This window comes from Riemerella anatipestifer ATCC 11845 = DSM 15868 (genome assembly GCF_000252855.1).
Taxonomy (GTDB): Bacteria; Bacteroidota; Bacteroidia; order Flavobacteriales; family Weeksellaceae; genus Riemerella; species Riemerella anatipestifera.
Window position 1 is genome coordinate 792962 of sequence record NC_017045.1, and the last position, 16688, is coordinate 809649.

The window sequence follows — 16688 nt, forward strand, 5'->3', positions numbered from 1 at the left end:
CCTTATCAAATAAAAATAACTATTTTTGCATATCAATACTTAAAGACAATGAAAGAATATACATTTAGAGAAGTCATCGCACAAGCTATGAGCGAGGAGATGCGTAAAGATGAATCTATCTACCTTATAGGAGAAGAAGTAGCAGAATACAACGGAGCTTATAAAGCATCTAAAGGAATGCTAGATGAGTTTGGTCCTAAAAGAGTAATAGATGCACCTATTGCAGAAGGTGGTTTTGCGGGGATTTCTGTGGGTGCAGCGATGAATGGTAACCGCCCTATTGTAGAATTTATGACTTTCAATTTCTCTTTAGTAGCTATAGACCAAATCATTAGTAACGCTGCTAAAATGTATCAAATGAGTGGTGGACAATGGAATATACCAATCGTGTTTAGAGGTCCTACAGGTTCTGCGGGACAGCTAGGAGCTACACACTCACAAGCATTTGAAAGCTGGTATGCTAACTGCCCTGGTCTAAAGGTGGTAGTACCATCTAACCCTTATGATGCTAAAGGATTACTTAAAACCGCTATACAAGATAACGACCCTGTAATTTTTATGGAGTCTGAACAAATGTATGGTGATAAAATGGAGATTCCAGAGGAAGAATACTATATTCCAATAGGTAAAGCTGACATTAAAAAAGAAGGTAAAGATGTTACTTTAGTTTCTTTCGGTAAAATTATGAAATTGGCTTTACAAGCAGCTGAAGAACTAGAAAAAGAAGGTATTTCTGTAGAAGTGATAGACTTAAGAACGGTTCGTCCTTTAGATTATGATACTGTTTTAGCATCCGTTAAAAAGACCAATCGTTTGGTAGTACTAGAAGAGGCTTGGCCATTTGGTTCAGTAGCTTCAGAAATCACTTATATGGTTCAGCAAAAAGCGTTTGACTACCTGGATGCTCCTATCAAGAGAATTACAACTCCTGATGCTCCTGCACCATATTCGGCAGCGTTATTCGCGGAGTGGTTCCCTAAATTAGAAAAAGTAAAAGAGGAAATTAAAAAAGCGCTTTACATTAAAAACTAAAAAGCCTACCTCAATATCAAATTTGATAGAATCCGTCTCACGACTGAGGCGGATTTTTTTTATATAATGGGGTTCAATAATTTTGGATACATGGAATTATTTTCATGTATTTATCTGGATTCATGTGAATGTATAAATTTTAAAGCATATAATCAGTCGTAGTTGTTTTTATTTCCTCCACTTTTGAGAAATTGATTCCCCAGAGCCATCCCGTGCGTGTCGTCAGTAATATCATCGACAAAATTTCTATTGAACCTTTACTTAAGGCGTGTAAAAAAGAAGGCAATCCAAGTTATCATCTTAAAATGATGCTTAGCCTATATGGAGAATACCTACTCCAGCAGAAGGATAGAGAAACTCACTCGTGAAAATGTCAACTTTATGTGGCTCTCGGGCATGCAGAGAGTGGATCATAACACCATTGCCCGTTTTAGAAGCCAGTGCCTATAAAAAATCCGCCTCAATAAGTTGTGAGACGGATTCATAAAAGGGATTAGTTATCAAACTAATTAATTATTAACTTATAAGAAAATCTTTTTCTACCCTCTATCACAATTATGTAAACACCTTTTGGTAGATTTTGATTTATTAAGGAAAACTTTTGGTTGTTCACATTATTGGTTTCGTATAATAATTTTCCTGACAAATCAAACAAAGAAACTTTAGATATTGGAAATCTGGACTCTATGATAGTAGGCTCACCTTGTCTGGAGGGATTTGGATACATTCTTATTTCATCAGAAGTTTGAGTTTCTTTCGTACCGAGTGTGGTATCGTTTACTTCAAAGTATACTCTATTGGATACCTCTGTATAAGAATCATTGGTAAAGATTACCGCAAAGTACTGACCTGCTTCAGAGGGCAAAGCATCATCTGATATAGTCTTTTGTCCTTCCGGCTGTCCATCAAAGTATGTATAGCTGTATCCTGATTCCTCTGTAGAGTCTGTGCTAGGATTATCCCCTTTTTTATAGATTCCTATCCAGTCTTTTGCAATTCCGGGGGCATCCGTCCAGCTTGCTACAATACTTTCGCCTAGTTCGTACTGAGGTTTATTGAGCATAAGATTTGTAACAAGATTTCCCACTTTAAAGAAAACCTTATTCCCAATAGTCATATCTGTATTCTCTACATAATATTCTGCATAGTAGTATCCAGGATTGAGGTTCGGCACACTTACAGTAGCAGAACTAGCTGTAACAGGAATCTCTGCCCCCGGAAGTCCGTTTCCGTAATTTTTGCCTACTTTAAATATTGCAATTTTATCTGTTGGGAGTTTATCTGAGTTTTCGTAAGACAGTATAACGGTTTCTCCCGCAGCGTACTCTGTTTTATCCGTACTTAAAACAGGTTTTTTTCCTACATAAAATAAATCACTTTGTGCAAGAATGGTATATCCTGAATTTTTAAATAATGCTGCGTAATACCGCCCTGGCAGAAATGAATACTTTACATTTCCTCCAGCTACTCCCACATTTTCAAAAGAAATAGTTCCCGCAATATTGCCATTAGTATATTCCCATGCCCATGAATAATTTGATGAACCCAAAGCTCCAGGGGTCTGTGACGGCTGATATATCCCAACCCAAGCAGAAGAGGATGGTGATCCATTTGAAAATGTAATCTTTATATTATCTGTCAATTTATAATAATCAGAATTTGAAGCGATGGAAGGAGCCTCAGTTGCTGTACTTCCTATTATTTGAAATTTCTTTGCCTCGCTCCATGGAGACCATTCTAAATTTTGATCTCTATGTCTCGTTTTGACATAATAATAACCATTGCTAAGCTGATTTTCTGCTAAGTGAAGTTTCATCAAATCTTCTCCCGCATTAATATCCGCAGATTCATCTTCCTGACCATTTAATTTCCCGAAAAGATTTTCATAATCTCTGTACAGTTCTAAAACTGGATTAGAAAAATCTTCTGTTTTAGAGACAAGAAACTCGGAAGTATTGATGGGTTCTGACGAAGGCGAAGAATAAGCCGATGAAAATATATCCGCCGGCTGAGTGATAGGCGTAGAAAAATCGGTAATGATGGAAGGCTTATTTGGTTTTGGCTGGTTTTTCTTATGATGAAAGCTATCTACCAGCACATTATTTTTTTCTCCGTTTCTGCTGCCTATGGAGTAAGCTTCTACTGAAAACTCCTTATTAATGACATCTATATCAATGATTTGATATATCCAATTTGGAAGTGTTTTTTGAATTTCAGGAAAATCCTTTTCTGTACTCATTCCCCAGTATTGATCCCAAGCCGTTCCCCCAGATATGATGTTATAGACTTTATGATTTTTTATCTGTCCTCTAGAATACAGATGGTGGTGTGCCCCTATATGGAGTATAAATTTTTCAGACTCTAAAAGCTCAGGAAAAGCTCTTGTTCTTATCCATTCAGATACATCTCCTACATATTGCTCTGCTTGATAGGGACGATGTCCAAGAGAGACAATCCACTCCACCGTGGTATCATCTTTAGCTTTGCTAAGAATGGTTTTAAGCCAAGCAAGCTGTTCTTCACCATTTGTTGATGTATATTCAGTATCAAAACAAATAAAAAGTACATTTCCAGCCTGTCTAGCATAGTATTTTTCCGTACCAGAAAAAACACCTTGATAGGACATCTCATCTAATATAAAATGTTTTTCATAGGCTTGTATACCGAGCGTTCCGTAAGTCTCATGATTCCCAACCAGTGTCTGGATAGGAAGATACCCAGAAAGTGCCCTGTTTTTCTTAAAATGAACATTCCTGTAATGATCTAGTGTACCGGTATCTACCTGATCACCAACCATTACTGTCATTGCAACATTATCACAAGGATCGTTTGCCGCGCCCCATTTTTCTGCTATTTTGTTTTTTGCAGCCGCTACAAGTCTATCAAAACGATCTACATAGCGCAACTGATTGTCACCTAAAACCAAAAATCTAATGTGACCATCTGAAGTAGCCGCCTGTCCGTTTATTGGTAATGTCTTAAAACTCAGTATCTCGCCGATATTGTTACCATACTTTACACGGTAATAGTATTTTGTATTAGGCTGAAGTCCGGTAAGCTTTACCGTATAATAATGATAAGATCCTACTCCAGAAAAGGTAGTATAGAACCCCGTAGAAGAGACATCTAAAGAGGACGGATCTGTTCCAAACTCAACTAAAGATACTGGATCTGGAGTATCTGCTATCCAATTTACATAGACAGAATTTTGTGTCACTGCCTGTAGGTAAGGTTCTATTGTCTGAGCTCCAAAATATGAACCCAGAAAAACTAAACAAAAAAGGATACTTTTTTTCATAATTAAAATTTTTCACAAAAGTATCCTCTTAGTATTAACTACATTTTAAGCACTTGTTATAATTAGATTAATTATTAAACTCAAAATGCACCTATCTAAGTAGATTTATAATTGTAATAAACTAACTTTCAATATTTTAAAATACTTATTTAATGGATAATTAGGGGACACCATTATTAATAATTTTATACACAAGGTGGAAGGCAACAGAGCTAGGGAGTAAGTCTATTTTGAAAAAGAATATAGGATTTAATAAATGCCTCTTTTTCTTTATCTGTCCAGCTCATGAGTTCATTAAACAAGTTTTCAAATTCGTTTGGATTTTCAACAGGTATACCTATGAGTCTTCTGTTCTTTGTTATTCTATTCTCCATCACTAGAGCATACCCAACAAAACAATTATTTTTTTCTTTGGAGTAGACAGGTGTGTAGGTAAAGAAATATTTATTTTCTATATGATTGGTAAAAGGTTTGCCCTGTGCATATTGGTCATGAATATCTAGCCTTGGCTGATCAAAAGCCCAAGACATATACTGAAAGTCTTCAAGGCTAGTGATACATTTATTATTTTGACCGAAAAAATATGGACCAATAAGTATAGATAACGCAAAAGCTATCTTTAGTCCTGTTTGTTTTAAGTTTTTCATGTGATATTATTATCTAGTGGTTTTTCAGTTCCGTGAGTGTATATAGCTTGCTTTTTAGCACATCTATTTCGGATTGCAAGTATTTCAGTTCAGCATTATTCGTGGCAGACGAACAGGTATAGTGCCTCCTCAGCTTTATATCTTTCTGAAGCATATCGTGCTTATTCAGCCTGAAGCAAAAAAAGCAGCATTGCAATTAATATAATGATTTCCAATATATTATTCATTCCATTATTCTTCTTTAAAAATGCTCGGAAGGAGAATCGCCACGGAAAGAATAGCTGCCTGAATGCTTGCACCCCTAGTTTTTCAGGTGTTTGTTTTTTTAACAATAACTTTCGTCGCCTAGCACAAGGCTAGCATCCAGATTCCCATCCCGATGAATATACAATTATACGATAAAAAAAATACAGCGACAAATCTGGAAGTGCAGTACCTATCATGATTAGCCCGTTTCTGAAAGAAGGGCGTACTATGTACGGTCTTTGATAAACATCAGAAAAGCCAGTGCACCCATCAAAAACAGCGATGAAGCCATCGGCAGCCGAATGAAGGTGGAAATCATTAAAAACAAAATTGCTCCGCCCTTCAAACAAGCAGAGTTTGATATCATGTACGGAGAAGGTATTTCTAAAACTGGAGAAATTCTGGTTCAAGCCGTAGAACTTGGTATTGTGAAGAAAAGCGGCTCTTGGTTCAGTTATAAAGATACCAAATTAGACCAAGAAGAGACGCCGTAAAAGAAGTCCTGAGAGATAATCCTGAATTGGCAGACCAAATCAAAGAAATAATAGTCAATAAATAAATTCAGGAATCCGTCTCAGTTGTGAGACGGATTTTTTTATATAATGGGGTTCAATAATTTTGGATACATGGAATTATTTTCATGTATTTATCTGGTATTCATGCGAATATATAAACTTTAAAGCATACAATCAATCTTAGTTGTTTTTATTTCCTCCACTTTTGAGGAATTGATTTCCCAGAGCCATCCCGTGTGTGTCGTCAGTAATATCATCGACAAGATTTCTATTGAACCTTTACTTAAGGCGTATAAAAAAGAAGGCAATCCAAATTATCATCCTAAAATGATGCTTAAGATTATGCACCTATATGGAGAATACCTACTCCAGCAGAAGGATAGAGAAACTCACTCGTGAAAATGTCAACTTTATGTGGCTCTCGGGCATGCAGAGGGTGGATCATAACACCATTACCCGTTTTAGAAGCCAGCGCCTATAAAAATCTGCCTCAATAAGTTGTGAGACGGATTCTTTTTGTTTTGATAAAAAAATAAACCGCCTCACACTGAGACGGCTTATCTTTATTGTATTTTTATTCTTTAATTATAAAGAAGCAGAGTGTACTAATAAGTCTGTTAATTTATTAGAATAACCTGTTTCGTTATCGTACCAAGATACTAATTTAACAAAGTTAGGAGAAAGCATAATACCTGCATCTTTATCAAAGATAGAAGTTCTCTTATCTCCAATAAAGTCTTGAGATACTACTAAATCTTCTGTATAACCAAGGATACCTTTAAGTTCTCCCTCTGATGCTGCTTTAATAGCGGCACAAATCTCATCATAAGAAGCACCTTTCTCTAATCTCACTGTTAAATCCACTACAGAAACATCAGCCGTTGGTACACGGAAAGACATACCTGTAAGTTTACCATTAAGCGAAGGGATTACCTTACCTACCGCTTTAGCAGCACCTGTAGAAGAAGGGATAATGTTAAGAAGTGCTGAACGACCACCTCTCCAATCTTTCATAGAAGGACCATCTACCGTTCTTTGTGTTGCAGTAGTAGCGTGTACCGTAGTCATTAACCCTTCTACGATACCAAAGTTATCGTGAACCACCTTTGCTAAAGGTGCAAGGCAGTTAGTAGTACAAGAAGCGTTAGAGAATATTTTTTGGTCAGCAGTTAAATCTTTATGGTTAACTCCCATTACAAACATTGGAGTATCATCTTTAGAAGGAGCAGATAGAACTACTTTTTTAGCACCTGCATTGATGTGAGCCTGAGCTGTTTCTTTAGTTAAGAACAATCCTGTAGATTCCACGATATAGTCCGCACCTACTTCATTCCATTTTAGATTGTTTGGGTCTTTTTCTGCAGTTACTCTGATTCTTTTACCATTTACCACTAAATCGTTCCCCTCTACAGAAACTTCTCCATCAAATTTTCCGTGAACAGAGTCGTATTTCAACATATACGCCATATATTCCGCATTGATAAGGTCATTGATACCCACCACTTCGATGTTATCTCTTTCCATCATTGCGTTGAACACTAAACTTCCGATTCTTCCGAAACCGTTAATTCCTACTTTGATTGTTGACATTGTTTTTTATTTTTAAAATTAAATTTTCGTACTTACTTCTTTCTAAATTTATTGGGTATAAAGGTACATTTTTTTAACCGTATCCCAAAAATTACATCGCCAAAATTTCTGATATCTTCAGTAAATCTTGATTGATTTCGTTGTGCTTTTTAATAGCATCTTCTATTGGAGTAAAAACTAGCTGATTGGCTCTTATACCTGCCATCACATTAGTAAGACCTTTTCTAAGCCCTTCTACTGCTCCATAACCTAATCTACTCGCCAATACTCTATCAGCACAGCTAGGCATTCCGCCTCTTTGGATATGCCCTAGAATAGCCACTCTGATATCATAATCAGGGAATTCTTTTTGAGTTTTCTCGGCTAACTCATAGGTAGAAGCCAACTGCTCCCCCTCTGCTACTACTACAATAGACGATGTTTTACCTCGTTTTTGAGCATTATGGAAATTCTCAAACATTTCCTCTAGACTATCCTTTCTCTCTGGTATCAAAATATCTATAGCTCCTGAAGCAATACCGCTATTAAGTGCTATAAAACCTGCATCTCTCCCCATCACTTCCACAAAAAACACTCTGTTATGAGAGGTTGCCGTATCTCTTATTTTGTCTATAGCTTCCACCGCGGTGTTAAGAGCTGTGTCATATCCTATCGTAAAATCAGTACCGAAGATATCATTATCAATAGTTCCAGGTACACCCACCACCTTGATACCATACTCTTCGCTGAAAACTTTTGCTCCTGTAAAAGTACCATCTCCACCAATACAAACCAAAGCTCCTATTTCATTCTTTTGGCATTGTTCAAAAGCCTTTAATCTCCCCTCTACTGTTCTAAACTCTTTAGACCTTGCTGATTTTAGAATTGTACCACCTTGGTTAATAATATTCTTAACAGATCTAGGTCCCATTTTAATCATGTTCCCTTCTATAAGCCCATTGTACCCTTCTCTAATCCCCATACATTCTATACCATAATAATGAGCTGTTCTTACCACTGCCCTTATCGCCGCATTCATACCTGGAGAATCCCCTCCAGAAGTAAGAACCCCTATCCTTTTCAACTTTGATTCTGACATAATTAAATACTTTTTAGCCTAGCAAATATAAGAAATTTTAACTACATTATTTTAAGATTTATATCATATTATTACTTCTACATCTATTCATTACAGTTGATTTATACCCTAACTAAATAAAAGTTTTTTTACCTTTGCAAAATGTTTTCAGGGAAACCTCTTTTCAGAAAAGTTACAAGTGTAAGCCTTGCATGGGTTTATGCATTAGCTTTACTGATGGCTAGTGTATTCCACTCGCATCAAGAGACTTTTAATAGTAATTATAATTCTTTCCAAAAACAGAATCACAAGATAATCAATTTAAAGGGAGATGATTGTTCTATCTGTCATTTTTTCATTTCAGGACATTCTCTACTTCCCAAAAAGGTAAACTTTGAAGTTTTAGTATCAGTAGCTACTACACTTATAACAAGCTACAAGACACTGGGCATCCTTCAGAATCAAATTGTTTATTTCTTACTTAGAGGACCGCCTTCTATTTAACAGAAATAATATCGTTATTTTGTTAGGACACGGTTTTAACCTTTTAATTTTCATATCTTTAAATGAAATCAATTTGGATTGGAATGATGCTGTTTTTCAGCACCGTTCTAAATGCACAGCTTTACTTCATAGAAGGACAGATAAGAGATTTGCACGACAATACGCCTTTGGCTAACGCTAAAATAAGCATTAACGGAAAACTCATTATTACTTCTGATACTCAAGGAAATTTTAATTTTTCTTACAAAAAAGGCACTCATCATCTTTTGATAACCCACTTAGATTGTGAACCTTTTACTAAGAAGATAACGCTTGATAGCAATATTAAAATCAATATTTTCCTTGAACATCATACTAATGAAATAGAAACCGTAGTAGTACACGGCATTCATAAAAAGTCAGGGACGGCGGTTATCAAAACATTAGAACAGTCTTTTTTAGAACAAAAAACTACCGAAAATTTAGGCAATATATTGTCTGAAATTTCTGGAGTAAATAGTATTAAAACAGGAAATAACATTTCTAAACCTGTTATACAAGGGCTTTACGGTAGTAGAGTATTAGTGATGAACAACGGCATCAAAATGGCAGAACAAGAATGGGGCATAGAACACGCTCCTAGCGTGGACCCCAATGCTTTTGACCATATAGATGTTGTAAAGGGAGCGTCTGCACTAAAGTATGGTGGAGATGCCATAGGTGGCGTTATACTACTAGAAAGTCCTAAATATCCTAAAAAAGACACCCTTATGGGTAAAGTAGCTTTATCAGGCATCAGCAACGGTAAAGGCTTGGCTCTGAATACGGACATTACAAAGACTTGGCAAAACGGTTGGGCTTTGCGTACGCAAGGTTCTGCCAAAAAGCTAGGAGATTTGGAAACGCCCAATTATAGTTTACAAAATACAGGTGCAGATGAAAACGCCTTCCACTTTTCCCTACAAAAAAGAGAATACGAATACGGAATCACAGCTAAATATTCTTTCATCAACCAAAATTTTGGAATTTATAAAGGAGCTCATATCAGTAATGCAAGAAACTTTGCCGATGCCATCAATAACGGACAATCCTACTTTACAGGTAATTTTGGTTATAAAATAGAGAACCCTAAACAAGAAGTTAGCCATCACATTACTAAATTGGAGGCTTACAAAAGGTTAGGAAAGCTAGGGAAATTTACTTTAGAGTATGCCTTTCAGCAAAATCACAGATTTGAATATGATATTCGTAGAGGAGCCTACAATGATAAACCTGCTACCGATCTACTACTAACTACCCAAAGTTTGGCTCTTTATCATCTATTAGAAAGACCCAACTGGCAGTGGGAAACAGGTCTATCAGGAAATTATCAGGTTAATTTTCCCGACCCAAAAACGGAGCGTTCTCGTTTAATACCAGATTACCACAGGTATGATGCTGGTGCTTTTTCTATTTTCAAGTATCAAAAAAATCTTTGGAAATGGGAAGCAGCTTTGCGGTACGATATGAATTTCTACGATGTTTATAAATATTACCTTAATAAAGATTGGGCAGCTTACAACCAAGCATTTCAGCAGTTTGTAATTGAAAGCAAAGGTGTGAAAACATTGGTGCGTCCAAAACTTTATTATCATAATATATCAGCATCGTTGGGTATGGAATATCAGCCCACTCGCTTTCTTACTACCAAATTTAACTTGATAAGAAACAGCCGAAGTCCTAATGTTGCAGAGTTATTCGCTGATGGGCTACACCACGCTGCTGCCATTATTGAAAAGGGAGATATGAGCATCAAAAACGAGGAAACCTACCAAGCCCACCTAAGCATTGGTATTAAAGCCTCCGTTCTTAATGGCTTTAAACTTAATGTTAATCCGTATTATTTCACTTCCGATAGTTTTATTAACCAAACGCCTAACGGAGTGGAAAGTACCATTCGTGGGAATTTTCCCGTATGGCAATATCAACAGATTAAAGCCAAAATGTATGGGATAGACATAGATTCAGAGCTTAACATCACTCCAAAATTACAATGGAATGGAGCAATGAGCTATGTGTACGGACAAGATTTAACCCACAAAGAACCTCTGATACTTATGCCTCCAATGCAGATTAAAAACGCCCTAAGATATGATAACAAAGGTAAAAAACCGTGGCATATTCAAATAGAAAACCTAGTGGTATTTAAGCAGAAAAGATTTCCTATGAGGCTTTTATCCTACGATGTATATGAGAACAATACAATAACCAAAGAGTGGCTAGACATTAGCACGCCACCCGCAGGTTATCAAATTTGGAATCTCAATGCTGGAGCAAAACTCACTAAAAACATTCAGCTTAATTTGAGTGTTAATAATATATTCAACACAACTTACAGAGAATATCTTAACCGTTTAAGATTTTTCTCTGATGCTTTGGGACGAAATATTATTTTCACTTGTCAATTTAATTTTTAACTATTAACATTTTTAATTTAAACAATTTTAAAACATTATGAAACATTCATTTTTAAAAACTGTAGTATTATCTGTAGTAAGTATTTTAGCACTCAACTCTTGTAGAGACAATGATGAAGCACCTGCCGATGTACACAACCATGACGAAGTACAATATCTCACCATTACACTTACCAATACTGCTGATAATAGTACACAAACCGCTACATTTAGTGCAGAAGGAGCTGATAAAGAGTTGGTTTTAAAAGAAAACAATACTTATGATGTCCAATTATCATTAGTAGCTCCTCATGACGACCATACCCACGATGTTACTGATGAAATCATAGAACTAAAAGAGGAACATTTTTTCACTTATAATTTCTCTAATGTAGATGTTAAAGTTACTAGAAAAGATGAAGCTGAAAGCACTAGAAAAGATGGGTCTAAAATAGGTCTAAAAACACAGTGGCAAGTAACATCTGCACCAAAAACAGGAGCTAAAGCTAACATTAGACTTTACCACCTTCCTACCTCTGTGAAAATGAGCGGTGCTAATGGAGACGAAGCAGGAACTGTAACAGGTGGTGAAGAGGATATTGATGCTACTTTTAATGTTAAATAATGAAATATATCTATGTAGACACAGATATTGATACTTTAATATGATGTTTAACTCAAAAAATCAAACAAAATGAAAAAAGTATTTTTACTAGGAGCATTAGCTCTGTACAGTACTACAAATGCACAACTTAAATTTGGTGGAAAAGCAGGATACGCCTTATCTGAAATCGGAGATACAGGAGCTGTACGCTCTCTCAGTATAGGTAATACTAGTATTTCTTCTTCTAGTACATCTACATTTTATGCAGGTTTTCTTGCAGAATACAAATTTACCAACAAATGGGCAGTTCAAGGAGAAATCCTATACTCTCCCTTAAAAGGAGTAGAGGAATTCAACAGTAAAACAGGTAGTATCTATACTAATGAAAAACTAACTTATACCTTGAATAATTTGCTAGTTCCTGTATCTGCTAAATACTATGCGCTAAATAATTTAGCTTTATCTGGAGGTTTTAATCTTGGAGTTATTTTATCGGCTAAAGTTAAAGAAAACTCTGAAACCAACATATCTGGTTCTGTAGAAAAAACGAACAATACAACTAACATTAAAAAAGACACCAACTCTTTTGATTTTTCACCGTTTATAGGAGCTGAATATAATTTCAGCAATGGGTTGTTCTTAGATACAAGGTACAATATCGGAGTTACCGATTTATCCAAATCTAAAGATGATAACATTAAAAGTAGATTTTGGCAAATAGGGATTGGCTACAAGTTCTAGCATTATCTTCCGCAAAAAGAGGCTATTTCATTTTTTGAAATAGCCTCTTTATTTATTTCATAGCATTACTTTCACAATCATTCTAGAGCGAAATATTTTACACCGATTTTTTCATAATATTACCCAAAAGCCAGTTATTTTTATTATTTTTGCCATCATAAAAATTTCAATTAATGAAGGTTACGAGTAAAAATCACGATGAAGTAAGCGCTTTGCTTACAGTAACTTTGGATAAAAAAGATTACAAAGACAAAGTTGAAAAACAGTTAATTAACTACGCTAAAAACGCTACTATTCCTGGTTTTAGAAAAGGTAAAGCTCCACTAGGAATGATTAAAAGACAGTACGAAGCTGGATTAACTTACGAGGAAATCAACAAGCAAGTTTCAGAAGGTCTTAATAACTATATCAGCGAAAATAAACTAAGACTATTAGGACAGCCTGTACCAGTTCCAGTAGAGGAATTGGACACTAACCAGGAGCAATTAGAACTTTCTTTTGAAGTAGGTTTTGAGCCAAGTTTCAATATTGATTTAGCAAAATACGAAGCTCCTCACTACAAGATAGAAGCTTCTGACAAAGAAGTAGGGCAAAGCATAGAGAATATGCAAAAGAGATTTGCAGAAAGAGAAGCTCAAGAAAAAGTAACTAAAGATTCTTACATCTCTCTAGAAGTTTCTCAAGTAGTGGAAGAAGATGCGGAAGGAGAACACAACCACGCTCCTAAGCATGTGGTCATCAATGCAGAGAATAAAGCAGCTTTTGAATTAGTTAAAAAACTTAAAAAAGATGAGTCTGTAAAAGTTTCTAAAGAAGAGCTTACAAAAGACGAAGATTTAGCTAAGTTTTTAGGATTTGCTAAAGAAGAAGCAGAACATCTACATCATAATGAGGTTGAAGTAACTGTAAAAGATATTTACAAACTTAACTTAGCTGAACTAAACCAAGAGCTGTTTGATTCTGTTTACGGTAAGGATACTGTAAAATCTGAAGAAGAGCTTAAAGCTAAAGTAAAATCTGAATTAGATGAATATTTCCAACAGAATGCAGATGTACACTTTGTAAATAAGGTATTAGAGCAAATCACCGAGAAAGAAGAAGTAAAACTTCCAGAAGCATTCTTAATCAAGTGGTTAATGTTCTCTAATCCAAACATTGCAACAGAAGAGCAAGCTAAGGAGATATTTGAAGCGGAAAAGAACCAAATTAAATATCAAGTTATTGAAGGTAAGCTAATGTCTGACAATGATGTTAAGATAGATTATGCTGATGTTTTAGCTCAAGCTGAACAACTAGTAAGAAATCAGTTAGCTATTTACGGTATCCACCATCTTTCTGATGAGGAAATCCAAAAGTACGCTGTAGAAATGCTTAAAAACCAAGAGCAAGTAAGACAAATATCTTCAGAGGTAGCTATGACTAAACTAAAAGATGTTATCTTAGAGAAAGCATCTAAAAAGGAAAGTAAAATCTCTCATGATGATTTCTTAAAAGAAATCCAAGGTTAATATTCCCCTTGAATTTGATATAATTTTCAAAACCTCACTTTATATAAAGTGAGGTTTTTTATTTCTCATAATCAACCACTTAAACAAATACAATATAAATTCTATTCGATGCATTATTAAAATAATTAACATTGAATACTCTTTTTTAACACTTTTTAACAATCTTTTAAAATCGCTTTAAATAAAGGGTTTAGAAATTATTTTAACATTCTATTAACATAAAATTAACTATTATTAACATATAAATATGGTGAGTAAGGAGACTAAGTATAAATTTGCCCCCGTAAAACAAATAAAAATTCAAAATGATGAAAAGAACAATTCTCGTAATCATAATGATTATTTCTTTTGTAGGAGTTTATTCGTTTAAAAGTAATAATGATGAAACAGGCAGTAGCTATGCATCTTACTACCACGACAAATTCAACGGAAAGAAAACAGCAAGTGGCGAAATTTTCAACAATAATGAACTCACTGCCGCTCATAAGAGATTACCATTCGGAACATTGGTAGAAATAACCAACCTTAGAACTGGTAAAAGTGTAGTAGTTAGGGTAAATGATAGAGGACCTTATGTTAAAGGACGTTCCTTTGACCTCAGTAAAGCCGCTTACAACGCCATAGGAGATCACAAAAGAGGAACAATGCCCATTACTTATAAAGTTCTAGACGAAGACGAAATTTAATTAAGCTTAAAAGAAAATAAAAAACTCATCTTATTTTGAATAATAAGATGAGTTTTTTTAACTTTTTATTTTAACTCCACTAAAACGGGACAATGATCCGAGTGATAAGCATCACTAAGGATAAGCCCTCTAGACAAACGACTTTCCAACGAGTCCGACACAAAATGATAGTCTAACCTCCAACCCTTATTATTAGCTCGTGCATTTTGTCTATAACTCCACCACGAGTATTGGTTGGGTTCAGTATTAAAATAACGGAAACTATCTATTAACCCACATTCTTTTAAAAACTCTGTCATCCATTCTCGTTCTATAGGAAGAAAACCAGATACATTTTTTAATCTTACAGGGTCGTGGATATCTATTGCTTGATGACAGATATTAAAATCTCCCGAAATAATTAAATTAGGAATGGTTTTTCTTAGCTCTTTTATATAAGCTAAAAAATCGTAACAAAACTGCATTTTAAAATCCAACCTATCTATATTGGTAGCAGAAGGCACATATACAGATATTACCGAAAAATCCTCAAAATCAACTCTTATCACTCGCCCTTCTTTATCGTATAGCTCCATATCACAACCATATTCTACGTGCTTAGGCTGAATTTTAGTAGCGATACCTACCCCGCTATACCCTTTCTTTTCCGCAGAAAACCAATAGGTATGGTAGCCCTCTTTCTCGAAACTTGCTATATCTATTTGGTCTTTTTGAGCCTTGCTTTCCTGAAAACAAATAACATCGGGAGCAGCATGTCCTAACCAACCGATTAAATCCTTATTAAAAGCTGCCCGAATACCATTGACGTTATAAGATATTATCTTCATTATTTTGTTTTAGCTTTAATTATTTGCCTCTATGATTTGACTGATGAGGCTATCCATTTCCTCCAAAGTAAGTATTTCTAAAAACCTTTTTCTATACTCCTTAAAATGTGGCACCCCACGGAAATAATTACTGTAATGTTGTCTCATTTCTATCAATCCAAGGCGTTCACCTTTCCATTCAGCACTCCATTCGGCGTGTTGTCTTACTGCGGTTAAACGGTCTTGTAATGTAGGTTCTGGAAGTAACTTTCCTGTTTGGAAAAAATGTTTTACTTCATTAAAAATCCAAGGATAACCAATGGCAGCCCTACCAATCATAACTCCATCACAAGCATATTTGTTTTTATAATCTAAGGCTTTTTGGGGCGAGTCTATATCTCCGTTCCCAAAAATAGGAATCTCAATATTAGGGTTTTGTTTAATGCGAGAAATATGCTCCCAGTCGGCTTCTCCTTTATACATTTGAGCCCTCGTTCTTGCGTGTATTGTAAGTGCTTTAATACCTGCCTCTTGCAGTCGTTCCGCTACTTCATCTATATTGATACTGTTTGTATCCCAGCCCAACCTTGTCTTAACTGTTACAGGTAAATGGGTAGAATTTACTACGGCTTTGGTAAGCCTTACCATTAGGTCTATATCTTTCAAAACCCCTGCTCCTGCCCCTTTGCAAACTACTTTCTTCACAGGACACCCAAAGTTAATATCTACCAAATCGGGTTGTACCGTTTCTACTATTTTGGCGGACATCGCCATAGCTTCCTCATCTCCCCCAAAAATTTGGATACCAATAGGTCTTTCATAATCAAAAATATCTAACTTCTTTTTAGACTTTATAGCATCTCTGATAAGCCCTTCCGAAGAGATAAACTCCGAATACATTAAATCTGCACCGTGCATTTTACAAAGCCTACGAAACGGAGGGTCGCTCACATCTTCCATAGGAGCCAGCAATAAAGGAAAATCTGGCAATTCTATATTCCCTATTTTTACCATTCTGCAAAAGTAAGTGTTTTTATTTT

Annotated in this window: 16 protein-coding genes and 1 pseudogene; 11 read left to right on the forward strand and 6 right to left on the reverse strand. The window is 35.5% G+C overall.

Going from position 1 to position 16688, the window contains the following annotated elements:
- Positions 1 to 48 precede the first annotated feature (48 nt).
- The 3 genes from RA0C_RS03920 (at position 49) to RA0C_RS10280 (ending at position 1482) form a co-directional block, all read left to right on the forward strand.
- The gene (locus RA0C_RS03920) at positions 49 to 1032 is read left to right on the forward strand and encodes a pyruvate dehydrogenase complex E1 component subunit beta (RefSeq protein WP_013446847.1); all 984 of its coding nucleotides are present in this window, start codon (positions 49 to 51) and stop codon (positions 1030 to 1032) included.
- A gap of 191 nt (positions 1033 to 1223) precedes the next feature.
- Positions 1224 to 1400, forward strand: coding sequence for a hypothetical protein (locus RA0C_RS10460; protein WP_162037648.1), 177 nt, complete (start codon positions 1224 to 1226; stop codon positions 1398 to 1400).
- Positions 1354 to 1482: a transposase gene (locus tag RA0C_RS10280; RefSeq protein WP_079206649.1), complete on the forward strand. Its 129-nt coding sequence runs from the start codon at positions 1354 to 1356 to the stop codon at positions 1480 to 1482. Before RA0C_RS10460 ends, RA0C_RS10280 begins: the two co-directional genes overlap by 47 nt.
- A 55-nt stretch (positions 1483 to 1537) precedes the next feature.
- On the opposite strand, the gene RA0C_RS03925 is transcribed toward RA0C_RS10280, so the two are convergent.
- Together RA0C_RS03925 and RA0C_RS03930 are read right to left on the reverse strand one after the other, a co-directional pair.
- On the reverse strand, positions 1538 to 4330 hold the full coding sequence (locus RA0C_RS03925; protein WP_004916935.1) for a fibronectin type III domain-containing protein: 2793 nt from the start codon (positions 4328 to 4330) through the stop codon (positions 1538 to 1540).
- Between the two features lie 212 nt (positions 4331 to 4542).
- Positions 4543 to 4977 carry a hypothetical protein gene (locus RA0C_RS03930; RefSeq protein WP_004916932.1) on the reverse strand — a complete coding sequence of 145 codons (435 nt, stop codon included), beginning with the start codon at positions 4975 to 4977 and terminating at the stop codon, positions 4543 to 4545.
- 488 nt (positions 4978 to 5465) lie between these two features.
- On the opposite strand from RA0C_RS03930, the pseudogene RA0C_RS03935 reads away from it, so the two are divergent.
- Positions 5466 to 5782, forward strand: a pseudogene (locus tag RA0C_RS03935) (recombinase RecA); the annotation flags it as partial.
- A gap of 308 nt (positions 5783 to 6090) precedes the next feature.
- Entirely contained in the window at positions 6091 to 6219 is a 129-nt protein-coding gene (locus RA0C_RS10660) for a transposase (protein ID WP_079206653.1), read from the forward strand.
- Between the two features lie 104 nt (positions 6220 to 6323).
- Here RA0C_RS10660 and gap read toward each other — a convergent pair whose 3' ends face one another.
- Positions 6324 to 7328, reverse strand: a complete 1005-nt coding sequence (gene gap / locus RA0C_RS03940; RefSeq protein WP_004916927.1) for a type I glyceraldehyde-3-phosphate dehydrogenase — start codon at positions 7326 to 7328, stop codon at positions 6324 to 6326.
- Between the two features lie 91 nt (positions 7329 to 7419).
- A complete protein-coding gene (gene pfkA / locus RA0C_RS03945; RefSeq protein ID WP_004916922.1) occupies positions 7420 to 8406 on the reverse strand; it encodes a 6-phosphofructokinase in 987 nt (328 codons plus the stop codon).
- A 141-nt stretch (positions 8407 to 8547) separates the two neighbouring features.
- Between pfkA and RA0C_RS03950 the strand changes: the two genes are divergently transcribed.
- From RA0C_RS03950 to RA0C_RS03975, 6 genes are all read left to right on the forward strand, one after another.
- On the forward strand, positions 8548 to 8889 hold the full coding sequence (locus RA0C_RS03950; RefSeq protein WP_004916921.1) for a hypothetical protein: 342 nt from the start codon (positions 8548 to 8550) through the stop codon (positions 8887 to 8889).
- Between the two features lie 83 nt (positions 8890 to 8972).
- Positions 8973 to 11324, forward strand: a complete 2352-nt coding sequence (locus tag RA0C_RS03955) for a TonB-dependent receptor (RefSeq protein ID WP_004916917.1) — start codon at positions 8973 to 8975, stop codon at positions 11322 to 11324.
- A gap of 37 nt (positions 11325 to 11361) precedes the next feature.
- Entirely contained in the window at positions 11362 to 11928 is a 567-nt protein-coding gene (locus tag RA0C_RS03960; RefSeq protein ID WP_004916914.1) for a hypothetical protein, read from the forward strand.
- A gap of 69 nt (positions 11929 to 11997) precedes the next feature.
- Positions 11998 to 12648 (forward strand): porin family protein, encoded by a 651-nt coding sequence (locus tag RA0C_RS03965; protein WP_004916912.1) that lies wholly within the window; start codon positions 11998 to 12000, stop codon positions 12646 to 12648.
- Between the two features lie 173 nt (positions 12649 to 12821).
- Positions 12822 to 14156: a trigger factor gene (locus RA0C_RS03970; protein ID WP_004916910.1), complete on the forward strand. Its 1335-nt coding sequence runs from the start codon at positions 12822 to 12824 to the stop codon at positions 14154 to 14156.
- A gap of 305 nt (positions 14157 to 14461) precedes the next feature.
- A complete protein-coding gene (locus tag RA0C_RS03975; RefSeq protein ID WP_013446848.1) occupies positions 14462 to 14842 on the forward strand; it encodes a septal ring lytic transglycosylase RlpA family protein in 381 nt (126 codons plus the stop codon).
- Positions 14843 to 14907: 65 nt separating this feature from the next.
- On the opposite strand, the gene RA0C_RS03980 is transcribed toward RA0C_RS03975, so the two are convergent.
- Positions 14908 to 15669, reverse strand: a complete 762-nt coding sequence (locus RA0C_RS03980; protein WP_004916904.1) for an exodeoxyribonuclease III — start codon at positions 15667 to 15669, stop codon at positions 14908 to 14910.
- Between the two features lie 15 nt (positions 15670 to 15684).
- Positions 15685 to 16662, reverse strand: a complete 978-nt coding sequence (dusB, locus tag RA0C_RS03985) for a tRNA dihydrouridine synthase DusB (RefSeq protein WP_004916898.1) — start codon at positions 16660 to 16662, stop codon at positions 15685 to 15687.
- Between the last annotated feature and the right edge of the window lie 26 nt (positions 16663 to 16688).